Genomic DNA, 22015 nt, shown 5'->3' with positions numbered 1-22015 from the left:
TATAACTTAAGGAGGCTTTTAATATGGCAAAGCATTTACACATAATGGCTAGTGAAGGAGCAATAGCAGAAACAGTACTATTACCAGGAGATCCACTAAGAGCAAAATTTATTGCTGAAACTTACTTAGAAAATCCTGTTTGTTATAATACAGTTAGAGGAATGTATGGTTATACTGGTACATACAAAGGAAAAAGAATATCAGTACAAGGAACAGGAATGGGATTACCATCTCACTCAATTTATGTAAATGAATTAATTAGATTTTATGGTGCTAAAAGACTTATTAGAATTGGGTCAGCTGGTTCAATAAATGATAATGTAAACGTAAGAGATATAGTAATAGCACAAAGTGCATCTACTAACTCAGCAATAAATAACAGAAGATTCCTAGGAATGGATTATGCTCCAACAGCAAACTTTGACCTTTTATTAGAAGCATATAATAAAGGAAAAGAAAAAGGAGCCAACATAAAAGTTGGTAATGTTTTATCTTCAGACTTATTTTATGATGATACAAACGTTGGCGGTTTAAATTTATGGGCAGAATATGGTTGCTTAGCTGTAGAAATGGAAACAGCAGAATTATATACACTAGCAGCAAAATATAATGTAGAAGCATTATCAATATTAACAATTTCAGATCATATATTTAAAGGAATAGAAACAACACCAGAAGAAAGACAAGAAAGCTTTACAGAAATGATGGAAATTGCTTTAGAACTAGCAAAATAATGAAAAATGAAATAATGAAAGAATGAAAAAATTAAGGAATAAACTCCTTAGGAGTTTAAAATATATTTTTAGAAACTCCGAAAGGAGTTTCTTCTATAATTAATTGCTTCATTTTTTCATTTCGATTTTGCGAATGCAAAAGGGAATCTTCATTCTTTAATTCTTAAAAACTCCAAAAGGAGTTTTTTCAATAATTCTACATTTTACATTCTACATTTTACATTGTGCGAAGCACATAAGGTGGTGTTTTTTTGATAGATTTAACTTTACTTGGATGTGGTGGAGGAATGCCTATGCCTAATAGACATTTATCATCACTTATGCTTAATTTTAGTGGAAGAAAAATATTGATAGATGTTGGGGAAGGAACTCAAGTTGCTATAAGAAAAAATAGGTTAGGTTTTAAATCTATAGATATAATACTTATTACTCATGCCCATGGAGACCATATAGTTGGATTACCTGGACTTCTTGCAACTATTGGCAATAGCGGTAGAGAAGAGCCATTAACTATTATTGGTCCTCCTGGAATAAATAATGTTATAAATGGAGTTAGTGTGTTATTTCCATATTTACCTTATGAATTAAGGATAGAAGAAAATATAAAGGAATTGGGATTTACTTTAAGCAAAACAAATTTAAATTTATGTGATATAAATAAAGCTGAGGTTATTCTAAAAACAGAAGAACTTGATCATTCAGCACCTTGTTTGGGTTATAGTATTTATTTTAAGAGAAGAAGAAAATTTAATTTAGATAAAGCTATAGAAATGAAGGTTCCTAAAATTTTATGGAGTAAATTGCAAAAAGAAGAAGTGGTTGATTTTGAAGGAATAACTTATGATAGTTCTATGGTTCTAGGGGATGAAAGGAAAGGTATAAAGTTAAGCTATATTACTGATACTAGACCTAATGAAAAGATAATAAGTTTAATTCAAGATAGTGATTTATTTATATGTGAAGGCACTTATGGAAGTGATGAAGATATAAATAAAGCTATTAAGAACAAGCATATGACTTTTAGGGAAGCTGCAACCTTAGCCAAAGATTCAAATTCTAATGAGTTATTACTTACACATTTTAGCCCTGCTATGAATGAACCTAAAGAGTACATAAATAATGCTAAAGAAGTTTTTAATAATACAATAATTGGTGAAGACGGAATTACAAAAGTCTTAAAGTTTATAGATTAAACTTTAAGACTTTATATTTAGTTACTTGAAGCAGAGGCGGCTGCAGCAGCACTAGCAGCAGATGCTGCTGCTATTTGCATAATTATTACTACATTTAATGTAATGTTATTTGCAGTATCTATAACCTTGTTCTTAATTAAAGAATCAATATTTTCAATAGATTCTAATGAAAGTAATGAAGCTACTATCATATTTCTAACAACAGAATTTAAAGAAAAGCTTCCAAATCCATTTTGTTTTCTTAAATATTTATTTAATGAAGTAAGTTCTTTAGCAAAGCCTTCATAGTCGCTAATAGTTAAGGCGGAAACTCCTAAAATAGGTAAAGAATAACTTGTTAAAGGAGTTGAATATTTTTTTAATATCTTATTTAACAGAATTACTTTATTGCATTTTTCTTCTGAAGATCCTTCAAAAAGGGAAAGTATATGGGTTAAAGCTTGTAGATTATTTCCAGCCCAAAAACCATTTTCCCTTAAAATATCATAACATCTTTCCATATCTTTAAAGGTTTCATTTAAATTGCTAGAGGTTACAGCAATTAATGCAGCAGAACTTATATCTTCTTGACCAGTTAAAAATAAGTGATTTTCCTTCATAAGATCATATGCTTTTCTTGTATTTATTACAAGGAAATCTATATCATTAGTTCCTTTATAGCTATAAATTATTTGAGCAGCTAAAACTAAAAATTCATTAGTAAAAAATTGTTTTTTAAGTTTATTATATATACTCATAATTTCTTCAAAGCTTTCTTCTGGATTTGTTTGAATTGATAAATTAACAGCAGTAGTAAGTAAGTTATTTCCTCTAAAATTTGAGAAAAAGCTAGAATTACTTCTAATTAAATCTATACAGTTATTAATCTTATTTACATCTGCATGAACTCCTCTAATAGTCAAATTAAGAGCATTACATCTTTTGAAAGTACCCATTCCAAAAGTAGATTTTACATGGTCTAAGGAATTACTATTTCTAATTAATAAATCTAGTTTGCTTTCTATCATATTCTCAACCCTTTCAAATATTATATATATAGTATAAAGATTATATTAACAAAAGTCAATAAGAATAACCTATTAAATGGTATTTAATAACTTATAATTTGATTTCGGTGATTTATTTTATAAATATAATAAAAATGATATAATTTATAGGTAGGAGGGGAGAGAATATGAAGAAAAATAGTAAAATTATATTCGTTTTATTAGTAATATTTAGTGTAACATTCGGATTTGTAGGGTGTAACAACAAAGAAGATATCAATACATGGAAAAAAGAAATATCTTTTGTTGTACCTAATGGAGTTCCAGCAACAGCTATATCTAAGATGATTAAAGAAAATATTCAAATAGATGATAATTATAATATTATTTATTCTATTGAAAATACATCTGATACCTTAGCTACAGCAGTTATGAAGGGGGAACCAGATATAGCAATAGTTCCATCAAATTTAGCAGTCCAAGCCTATAATAAGGGGATAGGATATAAGTTAGTAGGAACTACAGGCCTTGGTGCTTTATACTTAGTATCAACAGAAGGAGATATAGCATTAAATGAATTAAGTGGTAAAGAAGTTTATAATATTGGAAGTGGTTTAACACCAGATATAGTTTTTAAAGCACTTTTAAAAGAAAGTGGAATAAATGATGTAACATTAAGCTATGTTGGAGGAACAACTGAACTAGCACCAGCTATTCTTGGTGGAAAAGCAAAATATGCAGTTGTACCAGAACCTGCATTGACAACTATATTAAGTAAGAATCCTAATATCAAGGTAATAGCTAGTTTAAATGATTTATGGAAGGAAAAGTTTAATAGTGAAAGTGGATTTCCTCAAGCAAGTATAATTGTAAAGGAAAGCTTAATAGATGAAGATAAAGATTTTATAAATAATTTAATAGAAGAAGTTTCTAACTCAATTAATTGGGTAAATAAAAATAGTAAGGATGCTGCAGCTTATTCTATTGAAAATGGATCACAAGTTGATGAAGCTATAATAGAAAAATCAATTCCTAATAGTAGCATTATTTTTATAGAAGCAAAAGATAATAAATCTGATTATATGGATTATTATAAGGTTTTAGAAAGAGAAAATTCAAAATCTATAGGAGAGAAATTACCAGATGAAGAATTCTTCTATGAAGGATAAAAGACTTATTTTAGTATCTTTAATTATTATTATAGTCATATGGATTTTATTAGCTAATATAATAAATAATTCTATATACTTACCTAAATTAACTGAGGTATTTATAGAATTAATTGATATAGTAACTGAAAATAACTTTTTAAAATGTATTATATCTTCTTTAATTAGAGGAGGACTTAGTTTTTTAATAGCTATTATATTTTCAGTTATACTAGGTATTATATCTAGCTTTAATAAGATATTCTATAATTTCTTTTATCCTATTAATTCAGTATTAAAATCAATACCAACAATAGCTTTTATTCTTATAGCTTTAATTTGGCTAAATAAAAATTATGCGACCTATTTAATTGGAATAATTATTTCTTTTCCAATTTTATATGAAAGTACCTTGAATTCTATACTAAATTCAAATGAAGATTTATGTGAAATGCTTGATTCATTTAATATTAATTATATGGATAAACTATATAATTTATATCTTCAATCAATTTTAATAAGTATTTCTCAAATTGCAACATCAACATTTTCTTTAGTTTTAAAAGTAGTAATAGCTGGAGAGGTTTTTGGACAACCGACCTTTGGAATAGGAACAGCAATACAAGGAGCAAAAATAAATTTTAATACTGCGGGAATATTTGCTTGGATAATTATTGTGGCAATATTATGTTTTATATCAGATAAGATAATTAATTTTTTAGGTCATAGACTTTTAAAAGGTGGTAGATATTTAATTGATTAATTTTGATAATATAAATATATCCTTTAATAATAAAGTACTATATAAAGATTTTTCTATTAGTTTTAAGGAAAATAGTATTAATTTCATAATGGGAGAATCAGGAGTAGGTAAGACTACTTTAATAAAATATTTAAAGAATGAACTATTATCTAAAAATAAAAAAGTGAGTACAACTTATCAAGAAAGCAGATTGCTACCTTGGAAAAGTGTATATAAAAACTTAGAATTGGTCATAAAAAATGATTACTGCAAGGAAAAAAGAGGAAGTATTATTAAGGATGTTTTAAAAAACATGAACTTATCAGGAGCAGAAGAATTATTTCCTTATGAATTAAGTGGTGGAATGAAACAAAGGGTTAGTATAGCAAGATCAATTATATATAATGGAGATATTTTTATAATGGATGAGCCATTTAAGGGGCTAGATATAGAAAATAAGAAACAAATAATAGAATTCTTAAAAAGTTATTTTATTGAAAACAATAAAACAGTAATAGTAGTAAGTCATGACATTAATGAGGTTAAAGAGTTTACAAGAGATTACATATTGCTTAAAGACAATCCAGTTACTAAAGAAATAGTATATTTTTAATTCGAGGCTGTTGAACAGCCTCTTTTTTGTTATTAAATTTTTAAAGAAATAGAATGTAATATCTACATTTTATTGTGAATTTTATAACAAAAAGTAACTATAACGTGATTATTATCACAGTTTATAGAGATTATTAATGATAAAATAGAATGGCTTAAATAAATTTCTATTATTAGAAGTTGAGATGTATATAATATGAGAAAGATTCAATCAACTTGTAACTTATGTGCTTTAGCATGTAATGTAGACTTTCATGTTGAAGGTGGAGAAATAAAGAGAGTTTCGCCTACTAAGGACTATCCTGTTAATAAAGGATTTTGTTGTATAAAAGGTTTAAACTTAGATAAGCAACAAACTAAAATAAAGGCAAGAAAGTCTCCATTATTAAGAGATGAAAATGGAGAAATGAAAGAAGTATCTTGGGAAGAAGGAATTAAGGTATTTGTAGAAAAAATGACAAATATCCAAAATAAATATGGAAAAGAAAGTGTTGCATATATTAGTACAGGCCAAATGACTACTGAAGAAATGGCTTTATTAGGTCATGTTGGTAGAAACTATATGGGGATGCATGGGGATGGAAACACAAGATTATGTATGGCTACATCCGTTGTAGCTCATAAGCAAAGTTTTGGATTTGATGCTCCTCCATATACTTTAAATGACGCTGAACTTTCAGATACAATAATTTTAATTGGAGCTAATCCTGTAATTGCGCATCCAGTATTCTGGGGAAGAATAAGAGGAAATAAAGAAGCAAAAATAATTACAATAGATCCAAGAAGATCAGAAACAGCATTAAATTCAGATTTATGGATAGACATTAAACCAAAGGCTGACTTAGTTTTAATGTACACATTAGCTAATGTAATAATCGAAAATAATTGGATTGATAAGAAATATATTGAAGAACATACTGAAGGATTTGAAGAGTTTAAGAAGCATGTTTCTAAATTTACTTTAGATAATGTAGAAGAAGTAACAGGAATATCTAAAGAAAGAGTTTTAGAACTTGCAGAAATAATACATAATGGAAAAAGAGTATCTTTCTGGTGGACAATGGGAGTTAACCAAGGATACCAAGCAGTTAGAACAGCTCAATCTATAATAAACTTAGCTTTAATTACTGGAAATATAGGAAGACCAGGAACAGGAGCTAACTCATTAACAGGCCAATGTAATGCAATGGGTTCAAGAGCATTTAGTAATACTGCAGGACTTTATGGTGGTGGAGATTTCGATAATCCAGTAAGAAGAAAAGCAGTTGCCGAAGCTTTAGGTGTAGAAGAAGATGTTCTTATAACTAAGCCTACATTGCCATATAACGTTATAATAGAAAAAGCTATTGCAGGAGAAATTAAAGGATTATGGGTAATTTGTACAAATCCAAGACATTCATTTACTAATAATAAGCAATTTTTAGATGCTGTTAAAAACTTAGATTTCTTGGTAGTTCAAGATATATATGAAGACACAGATACAGCTAAGCTTTGTGATTTATACTTACCTTCTGTACCAGCAATTAAAAAAGAGGGAGTACTTATAAATACTGAGCGTAGATTATCAAAGGTTAATTCTGTTATAGCTAAGGAAGAAGGAGAACTTTCTGACTTTGAAATATTCTTCAAAATTGGTGAAGAATTAGGAATGGGAAGCTTATTAGATAACTGGAAGACTCCAAGAGATACTTTTGAATTATTAAAGAAGTGTTCTAAGGGAATGCCTTGTGACATTACTGGTGTTACTTATGAAATGTTAGAAGGAGAAAATATGAGTGGCTCTAGAGGAGTTCAATGGCCATTTAGAGAAGGACAAGTATTGGAAGCGGATGAAAGAAGATTATATGAAGATGGAAATTACTATACACCATCTAAGAAAGCTAAGATATTCTTTGAAGATATAGCGGAAAATCCAACAAAGACTTCAGAAGAGTTCCCTTATATATTTAATAGTGGAAGAGGAACAGTAGGTCAATGGCATACTCAAGTTAGATCAAGAGAAATAGAACACAATAAGATTTATAGCAAGGAATCTTATGTATTAATGAATCCAGAATTAGCTAAAGAATTAGATATAGAAGAAAATGAAAGAGTAAATATTACTTCTCAAAACGGAAAGACTAGTGAATTTAACGTTGTATATTCAGAAAATGTAAAGAAAGATCAATTATATGCACCTATTCACTATATAGAAACAAATTCACTTACTCCTTCAGTTTATGATCCTTACTCAAAGGAACCATCATTTAAAACTGTAGCAGTAAATATTTCTAAGAAATAGGAGATTTAAATATGAAGAGAATTAAAATAGATAGATCTAAATGTGTTGGATGTTTAACATGTACAACAGCATGCATAGTATCTCACAATTCAGAAGATACAAGAAGTAGAATTACTATAGACAGTAATGGAAAGTATGCTCCGATATTCTGTAGACATTGTGATAGACCAGAATGTGTATATACTTGTATGACAGGGGCTATGAGTAAGGATAAAAATACAGGAAAAGTTACTTATGATAAGGAACGTTGTGCAAGCTGCTATATGTGTATAATGGCATGTCCTTATGGAGTTTTAAAGGCTGATAGTAGAACTCAAAAGGAAATTATGAAATGTGATGGTTGTGAAAATGATGGATCACCACAATGTGTAGAAAGATGTCCAATGGCAGCTATTACATTAGAGGAGGTATCTAATTAATGAGATATGTAGTTATAGGAGCATCTGCAGCTGGAATTAGCGGTGCAAAAACATTAAGAGAATTAGATAAAGATGCTGAAATTATATTAATTTCAAAGGATACTGAAGTATATTCAAGATGTATTTTACATCATTATATATCAAATCATAGAAGTATTGAAAAGTTGGACTTTACATCTACAAACTTTTTTGAAGAATACAATATAAACTGGATTAAAGGTATAGAAGTTGTAGCTTTAAAAGATGAAGAAAAGGTATTAAAGCTTTCAAATGGCGAAACTATTAATTATGATAAATTAATGATTTGTAGTGGTGCATCTGCTTTCATTCCTCCAGTAGAAGGTTTAAGAGAAGGTAAAAATGTAGTAGGTCTTAGAAATTTAGAGGATGCAATTTTAATAAAAGAAGAAGCTGCTAAGGTGAAGAATGTTGTTGTATTAGGAGCTGGACTTGTTGGAATAGATGCTATAAGTGGACTTATAGATACTGGGGTTAATATTTCTTTAGTAGAAATGGGAGATAAAGTACTTCCTATTCAATTAGATAAATATACTTCTTCAGTATATGAAAGCAAATTTGTAGAAAAGGGTGTTAATTTAAAATTAGGAGTTAAAGCAGAAAAGTTAATACTTGATGAAGAAAATAATCCTAAGGCATTATTAATAAACACAGGGGAAGAAATACCATGCGAATTAGTAATAGTTGCAACTGGTGTAAGATCTAATATTGGATTCTTAGCTGATAGTAATGTTGAATGCGATAGATTTGGGTTAATAATAGATGAAAAAGGAAAAACTAATATTGAAGATATATATGGTGCTGGTGACGTTACTGGTAGAAATCCAATATGGCCAACTGCAGTAAAAGAAGGAATAATAGCTGCTCATAACATGTTAGATAAAGAAATGATAATGACAGACTTCTTTGGAAGCAAAAATACAATGAACTTTGTAGGAATTGCTACTATGTCATTAGGAGATGTAGAACCTAAGGATGATACTTATAAAGTTGAGATAAGCATAGAGAAAGATAATTATAAGAAGATAATCCATAAAGAGGGCAAAATATACGGAGCTATAATTCAAGGAGATTTATCATACGCAGGTATTTTGACTCAATTAATTAAAGAAAAAATAGATATATCAAAGGTTACTAAAGATATTTTTGAAATAGACTATGCTGATTTCTTTAACTTAGAAAAGAATTTTGAGTTTAGTTATAAATAAAATTATTTATATGGAAGTTAGTATGCTAATTTCCATATAAATTTATTTTTTATTCTTTAGAAAATTATATAGTTAAATAAGCTATGTAGTACTTTAATAATTAATAAATATAAAGAAAGAATAAGCTAAAGAATAAAACATTAATATAGAGATTGCTTAGGTAGTTTTTTTTAGGGAAAGTTCAATAAATAAGATTCAAAAAAAATTGACTAATTGAAAGTAACTTAATAATATTTTTATTGGTTAAAATGATTAAAAGGATTATAATTATAAGTATAGAAAAAGATTACATAGAATAGTTATTAAATATTAAAAGTAAAGTTGAAGGATGAAGTACTATGCCTAAAGTTATAAATATAGTCGGAGATAAATCTAATGTAGGAAAAACCTTTGTTATGGAAGGTATTATTAGAGAACTTAAAAAAAGGCATCTTACTGTTGGAACTATTAAACACGATGTTCATGGTTTTGATATTGATAAAGAAGGTAAAGATACATATAAACATAGAGAAGCAGGATCTGAAACTGTAATTATATCTTCTCCTAAGAGATTTGCATTAATAAAGGAAGTTAAGGAAGAAATCCCTTTAGAAAAAATTATTAATTTGGCAAAGGATAAAGATGTAATTTTAGTGGAAGGCTATAAGAAGAGTACTTTGAGGAAAATAGAAGTATATAGAAAGGGTTTTAGTGATGGAATTATTTCACCAAAAGAAAACCTAATTGCAATTGCTAGTGATGAAGACTTAAATTTTGAAGATATTTTAGTAGTAAAAAAAGATGACTTCAAAAAAATTGTAGATTTAATATTACAAGAAAAAGATTATAAAATTTAATAATATAATCAATCAAGTTTTCTAGAGTATTAGTTTCCTAAGGAATTTCTATGGAACTTATACCTGAATTTAAATTCACAGGGTACATATTTGAAAAAATAGTATCTCCACATTTATGGGAAGGAAAATAAGTTGATTTAAATATCAATATAAGATTTAGCTTATTAAAAACTAAATCTAATTTAAGACTATTTATAGTTATTAAATATATTTAAATTTAGACTTATTATTCACAAAGATATGAATAATAAGTTATTTTATTTTTAGGAGGAATACTGTGAGATCCTTTATTTCTTTAGAAGAAGCTTTAGAGATTTTAAATGATAATATAGAAAGTTTAGATATTGAGGAAGTACCTCTATTAAATGGATTAAATAAGGTTTTAGCAGAAAGTGTATACTCTAAAATAAATAATCCTCCATTTAATAAATCAGCAATGGATGGATATGCACTTATTGCTGAAGATGCCTTTATAAATAATAAGATTGAAGTAATAGATAAAGTTTATGCTGGAGGATTTAGTAAAAAAACAGTTACTAAAAATACAGCAATAAAAATAATGACTGGAGCACCAATACCTGAAGGTGCAAATGTAGTGATAAAACAAGAAGATGTAATTATAGAAGATAATAATATAGTTATAAGAAAAGAAGTTTCAGAAAATCAAAACATTTGCCCTATAGGTGAAGATATCTGTAAAGGAGATTTACTTGTTGAGGCTAATAAAAAACTAGATTATTCAGATATTGGAATTATAGCTAGCTCTGGTATTAATAAAATTAAGGTATATAAAAAGCCTAGAATTGCTTTTTTTAGTACTGGGGATGAAGTTAGTGATTTAAATGAAGAACTTAAATATGGCAAAATTTATAATAGTAATAAATTTTCAATTATTTCAAGACTTATAGAACTTGGATATGAAGTAAATAAGGTTAAGCATATAAAAGATAATTATACAGAAATAGGAAAAATAATAAAGGAAGCCTCTAAAGAAACAGATATAATTATTACTACTGGTGGTGTATCTGTTGGAGAAAAAGATTTATTAAAAGATGCAATTAAAAGCATAGATGGCGAAATATTATTTTGGAAAATAACTATTAAACCGGGTTCAGCAGTTTTATGTAGCAAAATTAATAATTGTATTATCATTAGTTTATCTGGAAATCCAACGGCTGCATTAACTACCTTTGAACTATTAGTAAAAACTTCTCTTAATAAGCTATCAGGAGAGAAAGATGTTAGAATTATTAGAGATAAAGCTATATTAGCAGATGGAATTATAAAAAAAGATTTTAAACATAAATTTTTAAGAGGATATTTTGAAATAGATAATTGTAAGCAAAAGGTTTATATTACACAAAAAAAATCAGGCAATGGAATATTAAGATCAGCACTAAATTCAAATTGCATTATTGAAATTAATCCTAATAATGAAGAAATGAAAACAGGAGATTTAGTAGATATTATAAAACTTTAGGAGGAAAAATGATTAATAAGACTTTAGCAATATTAGCTGGTGGAAAAAGTAGCAGAATGAATTATAAAAATAAGGCATTATTAATATATAAAGAAAAAACTTTTATAGAAAATATAATAAATTCAGGAAAAGAATTTGATGAAATAATAATAATAGCCAATAACATAGAAGATTATAAAAGTTTAAATTTAAAAGTTTATCCTGACATATATAAGGGAAATGGACCTTTATCAGGAATTCATTCAGCACTTAAAAATGCTAAAAATAATAAAGTTTTATGTATAGCTTGTGATATGCCATTAATATCTAAAAAAACTTTAGATTTAATTGGAAATATAGAAGGAGATTATGAGGTTTTAGTTCCTAGAATTAATGATAGACTTCAACCTATGTGTGCTATATATTCTAAAAGTTTAATTCCTAAAATTGAAAAGTCATTATTTAATGGTGAAAACAAGCTTCAAAAGTTTATACTATCTACAAAATATAAAGTATTAGAAAATAATTTATCCCTAAAGGATTTTTCAAATATAAATACAGAAAAAGAATATAAATTACTGGAGGAGATTTAATGTATACTGTTGGAATTATTACTAGTAGTGATAAAGGATATGCAGGTGAAAGAGAAGATAAGAGTGGAGCAGTTATAAAAAGGATAATGGATGAAAAAGGGCTTAAAGTCGAAAGACAAATTGTTTTACCAGATGAAAAGGAAATCCTTAAAAAAGAGTTTATTTATATGAGTGATGAATTAAATTTAAACTTAGTTTTAAGTACTGGAGGAACAGGGTTTTCCAAACGAGATATTACTCCAGAAGCTACTAAAGAAGTAATTGAAAGAGAAACTCCAGGAATTTCTGAAGCTATAAGAATGTTTAGTTTAGAAATAACTAAAAGAGCAATGTTATCAAGAGCAGTATCTGGCATAAGAGGAAATACTTTAATAGTGAATTTACCAGGAAGTCCAAAGGCTTGTGAGGAAGCTTTAGATTTTATATTAGATGAACTAATACATGGTTTAGGAATTTTATTAGGTACAGAAAAGGAATGTGCAAGAAAATAATCATAATATAGGAGATGTTTCATATGAAGATGATTAGTGTATATGACTCAGTTGGATGTATTTTATCCCATGATGTAACACAAATAATACCTGGGGAATTTAAAGGTAGGCTATTTAAAAAAGGTCATATTATTAAAGAAGAAGATATAGAAAAACTTTTATCTATAGGAAAAGAGCATATATATGTATGGGAGCCTAAAGAAGGCGAATTGCATGAAAATGATGCTGCCATAAGACTAGCAAATCTTGTTCTTGGTGAGGGAGTAAGTAAATCCCCTGAAATTAAAGAAGGAAAAGTAGATTTTTTTGCAGAAAGAGATGGAGTATTAAAAATTAATAAAGATGAATTATTTAAGTTAAATAGTTTAGGAGAAATTATAGTATCAACATTACATAACAACACTCCAATTAGAAAAGGTGAAAAGATAGGGGCTACTAGAGTTATTCCTTTAATAATAGAAGAAGAAAAAATAATTAAAGCAGAAGAGTTAGTAGAAAGAAATATAATTTATGTAGAAGAAATAAAGCCTAAAAAGTGTTTGCTTATAACTACAGGAAATGAAGTTTATAAAGGTATAATAAAAGATGCCTTTTTACCTGTAATAAAGTCTAAGCTTGGATATTATGGTAGTGAAGTTACAAGACAAGTTATTTTACCAGATTCTAAGGAAAGAATAATTGAAGAGATACAAAAGGGATTAGATGAAAAGGTAGATATGATAATTTGTACTGGAGGAATGTCAGTAGATCCTGATGATGTTACACCAACTGCAATTAAGGAATGTGGTGGTGAATTAGTAACCTATGGATCACCAGTATTACCAGGAGCTATGTTCTTGTTAGCATATTATAATAATATACCTATATTAGGGGTTCCAAGTTGTGCTATGTATTCTAAAAGAACAGTATTAGATTTAGTACTTCCAAGAGTTTTAGCAGATGAAAGATTGACTTTAGAAGATATAGCTTCTTATGGTCATGGTGGATTATGTTTAGATTGTAATGTTTGTACATTTCCACATTGTTCTTTTGGAAAGTAGGAGGTTTTTATGGATAACAAATTAACTCACTTTGATAATAGTGGAAATGCTAGAATGGTAGATGTTTCTGAAAAAAATAAAACTGAAAGAGTTGCTATTGCAGTTTCAAGAATAAGAGTAAGTGAAGAAACATTATCCCTTATAAAAGAAGGGAAGATAGGTAAGGGGGATGTACTAGGAGTTGCTAGAATTGCTGGAATTATGGCAAGTAAACAGACATCAAATTTAATTCCTATGTGTCATCCTTTAATGATTTCAAGCTGTAATGTAGATTTTGAAATAAATGATAAGGAAGTTTGCATTGATATAAAGGCTACAGTAAAAATAGTTGATAAAACTGGAGTAGAAATGGAAGCTTTAACAGCAGCAACTATAGCAGCATTAACTATATATGATATGTGTAAAGCTGTTGATAAGAGGATGGTAATTGAGGGGACTCATTTACTTAAAAAAACAGGAGGAAAGAGCGGAGAATTTAATTTTTATGAATAGCTCTTTAATTAATAATGAAAGATAAGTATGGAAGAGAAATAGATTATTTAAGAATTTCATTAACTGATAGATGTAACTTAAGATGCATTTACTGCATGGAAGAAAAAGAAAATGATTTTTTTAATGATGAAGAAAAGCTTTCAAAGGATGAAATATGTAAGATAGTTAAGGCTTGTTCAAAACTTGGAATAAAGAAAATAAGATTAACTGGTGGAGAACCTTTAGTAAGAAAAGATATTGTTGAATTAATTGAAGAAATCAATGAAATTGAGGGTATTGAAGAGATATATCTTACAACAAATGGAATACTATTAGAGGATAAAATACATATGTTAAAAACAGCAGGTTTAAAGGGTGTAAATATTAGTTTAGACTCGTTGAAAGTTGGAATGTTTAATAAGCTAACACGCCTTGGCGATTTAAAGAAAGTCTTAGGAGCTATAGATAAATGTTTGGAACATGGAATTAAAGTTAAGATTAATTCAGTTATGATAAAGGGCATGAATGAAGATGAAATATTAGATTTTGTAAATTTAACTTTAGATAAAAATGTAGATGTTAGATTTATAGAACTTATGCCAATAGGAGTTGGTAGTAAGTTTAAAGGGGTAAGCAACGAAGAAATCATAAAGTTAATTAATGAAAATTATAGTTATATAGAAGAAGTAAATAAAAACAAAAATGGTGGACCAGCGACTTATATTAAATTAAAGAATGCTAAAGGTAAAGTTGGCTTTATAAGTGCTATTAGTAATTGTTTTTGTGAGGAATGTAATAGAATAAGGCTTACATCAGAAGGATTTTTAAAACAATGCCTTCACTACAATTATGGTATTGATTTGAAAAAATTACTTAGAAATGGTGCAAGTGACGAAGAAATATTAAATGTAATAAAAGATAATATTTATAATAAACCAGAAAAACACTTATTTATGAGAAAAAGTGAAAATAAAGAATTAAAGTTTATGAATCAAATTGGAGGATAATTAATATGTGCAAGGTATTAGCTATATGTACAAGTAAGCATAAGGGGACATTAAAAGAAGAAGTTAAGGAAGCAAACTTCATTGAAGACTTTGGAATAGAAGGGGATGCTCATGCTGGAAAATGGCATAGACAAGTTAGTTTATTAGCTTTTGAAAAAATAGATGAATTTAGAAAAAAAGGTGGAGATGTTGATTTTGGAGCCTTTGGAGAAAATTTAGTAGTTGAAGGCTTTGAATTAAACAAATTACCAATAGGACAAAAATTAGAAGTTGGGGAAGTATTATTAGAAGTAACTCAAATAGGTAAGGAATGTCATGATAAGTGTGCAATTTATTATCAAGTTGGGGAATGTATAATGCCTAAAAATGGTATATTTACAAGAGTTTTAAAAGGTGGAAAGGTTAGAGTAGGAGATAAATGTAAGCTTATAGAAAATGAGAAGAGAACATTTACTCTATAAAAAATATTATTTTTATTATTAAAGAAGATATTTATTATATTTGAAACTTGGATTTTATAAATTCAAAAGAAATATAATATATATCTTCTTTTTTATTATTTGAAGAAATTATAAATTATTACTCTGTGAATAACTTAAGTAAATCCTTGTAATACTAAATATGAAAAGAATATGAAATAAAGGAGAAATATTATGAAGGTTGTAAGATCCACTTGTAATTATTGCTCAATAGCTTGTAATTTTGATTTTCATGTAGACGATAAAGGATTTATTGAAAGAGTTAAACCATCTGAAGATTATCCAATTAATAGAGGCTTTTGTTGTGTGAAAGGGTTGAATTTAGATAAACAAAATACAATATATGAGAATCCGGTTTTACCACTATTAAGAAAAGAAAATGATGAATTTGAACATATATCTTGGGAAGAGGCTTTTAAAATTTTCGCTGAAAATGTAAAAAGGATTCAAGAAAAACATGGGAAAGAAAGCTTTGCGTTTTTAAGCACTGGACAACTTTTAAGTGAAGAAATGGCATTGGCAGGGCATATTGGAAGAACATTTTTAGGTGGAAATGGAGATGGGAATACTCGCCTTTGCATGGCTACTTCAGTTGTAGCTTATAAGCAAAGTTTTGGATTTGATGCTCCACCGTATACTTTAGAGGATTTAGAACATTCAGATGTAATGATATTTGTTGGATGTAATCCAGTAGTAGCTCATCCTATTTTATGGGGTAAGGTTATAAAAAATAAAAATGAAAACAAAAAGGTTATAGTAATAGACCCTAGAAAGAGTGAAACTGCATCAAGAGCTGATATGTGGATAGATATTAAAGCTAAATCAGATATTAGACTATTCTATACATTAGCCAATGTATTAATAGAAAAAGGATGGATAGATACAGATTTTATAAGAAGTAATACGGAGGATTTTGAAGGCTTTAAAAATCATGTTAAAAAATATGATATTAATGATGTTGAAGAATATACAGGAATATCAAAGGGAAGAGTTCTAGAACTTGCAGAAATAATTAATAAGGGGAAGAGAGTTTCTTTTTGGTGGACTATGGGAGTAAATCAAGGCTTTCAAGCTGTAAGAACTGCACAGTCAATTATTAATTTGGCACTTATGACAGGAAACATAGGAAAGCCAGGAACTGGAGCAAATTCTATAACAGGTCAATGTAATGCTATGGGTTCAAGACTTTTTAGTAATACCACAGGTTTTTATGGTGGTGGAGAATATAGTGATGAAAAGAGAAGAAAAGTAATAGCTGAAGTATTAGAAGTAGATGAAGATAGTTTACCTAAGAAAGCAACAAAACCATATAACGAAATAGTTGATGGAATAAATAATGGTGAAATTAAAGCACTATGGGTTATAGCAACAAATCCTTTAGTTTCTTGGATTAATGATTTAGAGTTTAAAAAAGCAGCAGAAAAATTAGAATTTTTAGCAGTTCAAGATATATATTCTGATACTCAAACTTGTAGATATGCTGATTTAATACTTCCATCAACTAGCGGATTGAAAAAGGAAGGCCTTATTATTAATACTGAAAGAAGATTGTCTAAAGTACTACCAGTATTAGAAAAAAAAGAAAATGAATTAACAGACTATGATATTATGCTTGGAATAGGAGATGCCTTAGGTATGGGAAGTTTATTAGATAAATGGAGAACTCCTAAGGATGCATTCGAAATTTTAAAGAAATGTAGTAAAGGTATGCCTTGTGATATAACTGGAGTGGATTATGATGCTTTAGATGGTTCTAAGGGAATACAATGGCCATATAAAGAAGGCGAAGAAAATGTTCAGCTAGAAAGACGATTATTTGAAGATGGAAAATTTTTCACACCAAATAAAAAAGCTAAATTTATTTATGAAGATATTCTAAATCCACCATTTGATAGATCAGAAGAATATCCTTATATTTTAAATACAGGTAGAGCAACTGTTGGTCAATGGCATACACAAACTAGAACAAGAGAAATACCAGATGTAGAAGCAATAATAGTAAAAGAAGGATATATAAATTTTAATACTGATTTAGCAGAAGAGTTAGGTATTAAAGAAAATGATAAAGTTAAAGTAAGTTCACCAAATGGTATAACTAACACTTTTTTAGTTAAATTAAGTAGAAGTGTGAAAAGGGGCGATGTTTATGCGCCAATGCACTATATAGAAACCAATTCTGTATTAACTTCAGTTTTTGATACTTATTCGAAGGAACCTAATTATAAATATGTACCAGTAAAGATAGAAAAGATAAAAGGTGATAACTATGAAGAGAATTAAAATTGATAGAAAGAAATGTATTGGCTGCTTAACTTGTACTACAGCTTGTAAGGTTTCTCATGGTTGTAGAGATACAAGAGGTAGAATAGTAATTAATAGTGAAGGAAGATATGCTCCAATTTATTGTAGACATTGTACTAGACCAGAATGTGTCTATGCTTGCCCAACTGGGGCCATGAGAAGAGATGATGAAACTGGATATGTAATTTATGATAAGAGTAGATGTGCTACTTGCTATATGTGTATTATGGGATGTCCATATGGGGTATTAAAGATGGATTATCAAACTAATAGAGAAGTTATGAAGTGTGATATGTGTATCTCTCTAGAAAGTAATTATCCACAATGTGTGGCTAATTGTCCTATGGATGCATTAACCCTACAGGAGGTAGAAGAATAATGAAATATGTAATTATAGGGGCATCAGCAGCAGGAATAAATGCAGCTAGAACTCTTAGGCAGTTTAACAAAGAATGTAAAATAGTATTGGTTTCTAAAGATGAACAAGTTTATTCTAGGTGTATACTTCACCATTTCTTAGATGGTAGAAGAGAAATAGAAGCATTAGATTTCACACCAGATAATTTTTTCGATATGTATGATATAGAATGGATTAAGGGAGTGGAAGTAGTTGGAATAAAAATTAAAGATAAAAAAATAATTTTAGATAATGGAAGTAATATAGATTATGATAAATTGTTATTATCTACAGGTGCTTCATCATTTTTACCACCAATAGAAAACCTAAGGACTGCCAATAATGTTATTGGTTTAAGAAACTTAGATGATGCCATTAGGATTAAAGAAATAGTAACAAAGGTAAGAAATATAGCTATATTAGGAGCAGGGCTTGTAGGGGTAGATGCATTAGCAGGATTGTTAGGATATGACGTTAATTTAACATTAATAGAAATGGGAGACAGATTACTTCCATTACAATTAGATAAGTATGCTGCCAGTAAGTATGAAGAAAGATTAATGAAAGAAGGGGTTAAATTAAAATTTGCAGTAAAAGCAGAAAAAGTAATTGTTGATGATGATAATAATCCAGTTTCAATAATGCTAAATACTGGAGAGGAGGTTCCTTGTGAGTTAATTATTGCCTGTGCGGGAGTAAGAGCAAATGTTGGCTTTTTAAAAGACACTGGAATTGAATGTGATAAGTTTGGATTAATAATTAATGAAAAAGGAGAAACAAATGTTAGAGATATATATGGAGCAGGAGATATAACTGGTAGAAGTCCAATATGGCCAATAGCTGTTAAAGAAGGAATGATTGCGGCGAATAATATGGTAGGAAAAGAAACTTTTATGGAAGATTTTTTTGCCACTAAGAATACTATGAATTTTTGTGGCTTAGCAACTATGTCTCTAGGTTTAGTTACTAAGCCAGACGATACTTATGAAGAAATAATAGATATAGATGGTAAGGATTATAAGAAAATAATATATAAAGATGGAGCTATTTATGGAGCTATAGTTCAAGGGGATTTATCTTATGTTGGTGTGTTGACTCAATTAATAAAACAAAAAATAAATGTTGATAGAGTTAAAAAGCCTTTATTTGATATAGATTATTCTGATTTCTTTAATGAAACACAAGACTTGCAGTTTGTTTATTAAAAAGTAGGTGAAAGGATTGGAAAATAAAAGTATAATAAAAAAAATTAAGAATATGCCAGTACCTATTTTACCTACTATGGTAGGAGCAGCAACATTATCTAATGTATATCAGATATTAGGCTACAATTGGATTAGACATATTACTATGATAATTACTACTTTAATTTTAATCGCATATATAATTAAGATAACATTATATTTTGATACTTGTAAAAGTGAATATAGTAATACAGTACCAGCAAGTCTTTATGCAGCATTTACAATGCTATTAATGATTTTGGGGTCCTATTATTTTAGTTATAATAAAGTATTAGGAAAAGGCTTATGGATTATAGGAATAGTATTACATGCAATTCATATAGTAATATTTACATATAGAAATGTATTTTTAGGAGTTAAAAAAGAAACTTTTGTACCTAGTTGGTTTGTAACTTACAATGGAATTATGGTTTCTACAGTAGTTGGAAAGCCTATGAATGAACCTTTTATAGGGAAGATTATAGTTTATTATGGGATAATAGTATTTATAATAATATTACCTTTTATGATTAGGAGATTAAGAAGGGAACCTATAAATGAAGCTTTATTTCATACACAAGCAATTTTACTTGCACCATCAAGCCTTTGTTTAGTTAGTTATTTAAATTATATAAATAACCCTAATAAGATCATAATTGGAATTTTATATATAATAATACTGCTAACACTATTATTCATAATATATATGCTACCTAAGTTTTTTTCCTATACATTTACACCAGGCTTTGCAGGTTTAACATTCCCTATGGCTATAGGAATAGTTGCTTCTATAAAAGCATCTTCATTTTTTGAAAGTATAGGATATAAATCATTATCTTATATAGCAAAAGAAATAAGTGGTATTCAAATTTATATTACTACTACAATAATAGCTTTTGTTTTATATAATTTTCTGCATATGTTAGTTAAAAGCTATAAAAGAAGTTAATATTATATTTTAATATAAATTTTACATATATCAGATATAATTATTGGAATAACCTTAAAGTAAGTATTTAACTTTCTTTAGGGTTATTTCTCTTAAAAGAAATAATTATTTTTAATTTTTTACTATAAAAAACTAAAACTGTGATAATAATCACAGAAATATAATTGGTATAAAGTATAATTGAAGAGAAAGTTTGTTTAATTATAAACAATCAAGTGAAATAATTAACATAGTAACGGATGAAAAGTTAATTTAGTATTCTTAAATTAATTTAGGAGGTAGAAATGAAAAATAATTTACTGAAAAAAATCGAAAATATTCCTGTACCATTATTACCGACAATGGTTGGAGCTGCAACATTATCAAATGTTTATTCTACATTAGGATATAGCTTTGTAAGGCATTTAACTATGTGGGTAGCTACTATAATTTTAATGGCTTACTTAGTTAAAATTATAGCATTTACAAATACATGTAAAAAGGAATATTCAAATACTGTTCCAGCTAGTTTATATGCAGGTTTTACAATGATTACAATGATTTTAGGATCATATTATTTTGATTATAATAATTTTTTAGGAAAAGCATTATGGTCTATAGGATTAATATTACATACAATACATTTATTAATTTTTATATATAGAAATGTAATTAAAGGTGTTAATAAAGATACTTTTGTACCAAGCTGGTTTGTAACATTTAATGGAATAATGGTTTCTGTAGTTGTTGGTTCTGCAATGAATGAGCCTCTTATTAGTAAAATAGTATTATACTATGGAATTTTAGCTTTAGTAATTATAATGCCATTTATGGTAATAAGATTAATAAAATATCCATTAAAAGATGCTTTTTATCATACGCAAGCAATATTACTAGCACCATCTAGCCTTTGTGTAGTTTCATATTTAAATGTTGTAGAAAATCCTAATAAAGTAGTTATTTCTTTATTATATTTAGTTGCTTTTGTTACTTTATTATTTGTATTGTACAAGCTACCAGGATTTTTCTCATTTGAATTTACTCCAGCCTTTGCTGGTTTAACATTCCCTATGGCTATAGGTATTGTGGCTTCAATAAAAATGTCAGGATTCCTAATTAGTAGTGGAAATGAGGTTCTAGGTAATATAGTGAAACAAATATCTGGAATTCAAATATATGTAACAACAGCTATAATAGCATATGTTTTATTTAATTTCTTTAAAATGTTCATAAAAGCTATAAAAACTAAATAAAACTTGAACTTTCGCACAATGTAAAATTAATAATGAAAAATGTGAAATTCAGGAATAAACTCCTTCAGAAGTTTATAAAAAATATATTTATAGTGATTTAAAATAAATCACTTCAATAATTTTTGGTTTTTAAAATAAGGTTGTTTAGACAGCCTTATTTTTTTTTTGAAATAAATATAAAAAAGTATTCACAAAT

The 22015-nt window shown here is 27.9% G+C and carries 22 protein-coding genes and 1 riboswitch; of the genes, 21 read left to right on the top strand and 1 reads right to left on the bottom strand.

Annotation, left to right across the window (positions count from 1 at the left end):
• The first annotated feature begins 23 nt into the window (after positions 1–23).
• Both deoD and ACFYH6_RS10815 read left to right on the top strand, forming a co-directional pair.
• On the top strand, positions 24–734 hold the full coding sequence (deoD, locus tag ACFYH6_RS10820; RefSeq protein WP_416178616.1) for a purine-nucleoside phosphorylase: 711 nt from the start codon (positions 24–26) through the stop codon (positions 732–734).
• Between the two features lie 251 nt (positions 735–985).
• Positions 986–1927, top strand: a complete 942-nt coding sequence (locus tag ACFYH6_RS10815) for a ribonuclease Z (protein WP_416178615.1) — start codon at positions 986–988, stop codon at positions 1925–1927.
• A 17-nt stretch (positions 1928–1944) separates the two neighbouring features.
• Here the strand turns inward: ACFYH6_RS10815 and ACFYH6_RS10810 are convergent, their stop codons facing one another.
• Positions 1945–2934: a DUF4003 family protein gene (locus ACFYH6_RS10810; RefSeq protein WP_416178614.1), complete on the bottom strand. Its 990-nt coding sequence runs from the start codon at positions 2932–2934 to the stop codon at positions 1945–1947.
• 167 nt (positions 2935–3101) lie between these two features.
• Here ACFYH6_RS10810 and ACFYH6_RS10805 point away from each other — a divergent pair, with 167 nt between their 5' ends.
• From ACFYH6_RS10805 to ACFYH6_RS10715, 19 genes are all read left to right on the top strand, one after another.
• Positions 3102–4082: an ABC transporter substrate-binding protein gene (locus tag ACFYH6_RS10805; protein ID WP_416178613.1), complete on the top strand. Its 981-nt coding sequence runs from the start codon at positions 3102–3104 to the stop codon at positions 4080–4082.
• A complete protein-coding gene (locus ACFYH6_RS10800) occupies positions 4057–4824 on the top strand; it encodes an ABC transporter permease (RefSeq protein WP_316343002.1) in 768 nt (255 codons plus the stop codon). Before ACFYH6_RS10805 ends, ACFYH6_RS10800 begins: the two co-directional genes overlap by 26 nt.
• The gene (locus tag ACFYH6_RS10795) at positions 4817–5416 is read left to right on the top strand and encodes an ATP-binding cassette domain-containing protein (protein WP_316343001.1); all 600 of its coding nucleotides are present in this window, start codon (positions 4817–4819) and stop codon (positions 5414–5416) included. The genes ACFYH6_RS10800 and ACFYH6_RS10795 overlap by 8 nt, the downstream gene beginning before the upstream one ends.
• A gap of 195 nt (positions 5417–5611) precedes the next feature.
• Positions 5612–7696: a molybdopterin oxidoreductase family protein gene (locus ACFYH6_RS10790; protein ID WP_416178612.1), complete on the top strand. Its 2085-nt coding sequence runs from the start codon at positions 5612–5614 to the stop codon at positions 7694–7696.
• 11 nt (positions 7697–7707) lie between these two features.
• Complete coding sequence (locus ACFYH6_RS10785) at positions 7708–8115, top strand: 4Fe-4S dicluster domain-containing protein (RefSeq protein ID WP_416178611.1); 408 nt, start codon at positions 7708–7710, stop codon at positions 8113–8115.
• Positions 8115–9341: an NAD(P)/FAD-dependent oxidoreductase gene (locus tag ACFYH6_RS10780; protein WP_316342998.1), complete on the top strand. Its 1227-nt coding sequence runs from the start codon at positions 8115–8117 to the stop codon at positions 9339–9341. Before ACFYH6_RS10785 ends, ACFYH6_RS10780 begins: the two co-directional genes overlap by 1 nt.
• Before the next feature lie 338 nt (positions 9342–9679).
• Positions 9680–10177 carry a molybdopterin-guanine dinucleotide biosynthesis protein B gene (gene mobB / locus ACFYH6_RS10775; protein WP_316342997.1) on the top strand — a complete coding sequence of 166 codons (498 nt, stop codon included), beginning with the start codon at positions 9680–9682 and terminating at the stop codon, positions 10175–10177.
• 6 nt (positions 10178–10183) lie between these two features.
• A riboswitch (molybdenum cofactor riboswitch) is annotated at positions 10184–10319 on the top strand.
• Positions 10320–10454: 135 nt separating this feature from the next.
• On the top strand, positions 10455–11657 hold the full coding sequence (locus tag ACFYH6_RS10770) for a molybdopterin molybdotransferase MoeA (protein WP_416178610.1): 1203 nt from the start codon (positions 10455–10457) through the stop codon (positions 11655–11657).
• Positions 11658–11665: 8 nt separating this feature from the next.
• The gene (locus ACFYH6_RS10765) at positions 11666–12229 is read left to right on the top strand and encodes a molybdenum cofactor guanylyltransferase (RefSeq protein WP_416178609.1); all 564 of its coding nucleotides are present in this window, start codon (positions 11666–11668) and stop codon (positions 12227–12229) included.
• Entirely contained in the window at positions 12229–12720 is a 492-nt protein-coding gene (locus ACFYH6_RS10760; RefSeq protein ID WP_416178608.1) for a MogA/MoaB family molybdenum cofactor biosynthesis protein, read from the top strand. Before ACFYH6_RS10765 ends, ACFYH6_RS10760 begins: the two co-directional genes overlap by 1 nt.
• A gap of 23 nt (positions 12721–12743) precedes the next feature.
• Positions 12744–13760 carry a molybdopterin-binding protein gene (locus ACFYH6_RS10755; RefSeq protein WP_316342993.1) on the top strand — a complete coding sequence of 339 codons (1017 nt, stop codon included), beginning with the start codon at positions 12744–12746 and terminating at the stop codon, positions 13758–13760.
• Positions 13761–13769: 9 nt separating this feature from the next.
• On the top strand, positions 13770–14252 hold the full coding sequence (gene moaC / locus ACFYH6_RS10750) for a cyclic pyranopterin monophosphate synthase MoaC (RefSeq protein WP_316342992.1): 483 nt from the start codon (positions 13770–13772) through the stop codon (positions 14250–14252).
• Between the two features lie 14 nt (positions 14253–14266).
• A complete protein-coding gene (moaA, locus tag ACFYH6_RS10745) occupies positions 14267–15238 on the top strand; it encodes a GTP 3',8-cyclase MoaA (RefSeq protein ID WP_416178607.1) in 972 nt (323 codons plus the stop codon).
• A 5-nt stretch (positions 15239–15243) separates the two neighbouring features.
• Positions 15244–15699 carry an MOSC domain-containing protein gene (locus ACFYH6_RS10740; RefSeq protein WP_294188122.1) on the top strand — a complete coding sequence of 152 codons (456 nt, stop codon included), beginning with the start codon at positions 15244–15246 and terminating at the stop codon, positions 15697–15699.
• 192 nt (positions 15700–15891) lie between these two features.
• Positions 15892–17997 (top strand): molybdopterin oxidoreductase family protein, encoded by a 2106-nt coding sequence (locus ACFYH6_RS10735; RefSeq protein ID WP_416178606.1) that lies wholly within the window; start codon positions 15892–15894, stop codon positions 17995–17997.
• Positions 17984–18397: a 4Fe-4S dicluster domain-containing protein gene (locus ACFYH6_RS10730; protein ID WP_294188129.1), complete on the top strand. Its 414-nt coding sequence runs from the start codon at positions 17984–17986 to the stop codon at positions 18395–18397. The genes ACFYH6_RS10735 and ACFYH6_RS10730 overlap by 14 nt, the downstream gene beginning before the upstream one ends.
• Positions 18397–19620, top strand: a complete 1224-nt coding sequence (locus tag ACFYH6_RS10725; protein ID WP_416178605.1) for an NAD(P)/FAD-dependent oxidoreductase — start codon at positions 18397–18399, stop codon at positions 19618–19620. Before ACFYH6_RS10730 ends, ACFYH6_RS10725 begins: the two co-directional genes overlap by 1 nt.
• Positions 19621–19636: 16 nt before the next feature.
• Positions 19637–20587, top strand: a complete 951-nt coding sequence (locus ACFYH6_RS10720) for a TDT family transporter (RefSeq protein ID WP_416178604.1) — start codon at positions 19637–19639, stop codon at positions 20585–20587.
• A gap of 284 nt (positions 20588–20871) precedes the next feature.
• Complete coding sequence (locus ACFYH6_RS10715) at positions 20872–21819, top strand: TDT family transporter (protein ID WP_316342988.1); 948 nt, start codon at positions 20872–20874, stop codon at positions 21817–21819.
• Positions 21820–22015: the final 196 nt, after the last annotated feature.

Source organism: Clostridium sp. HCS.1, assembly GCF_047900555.1.
Taxonomy (GTDB): Bacteria; Bacillota; Clostridia; order Clostridiales; family Clostridiaceae; genus Clostridium.
This window is presented reverse-complemented; position numbering and strand designations above follow the sequence as displayed.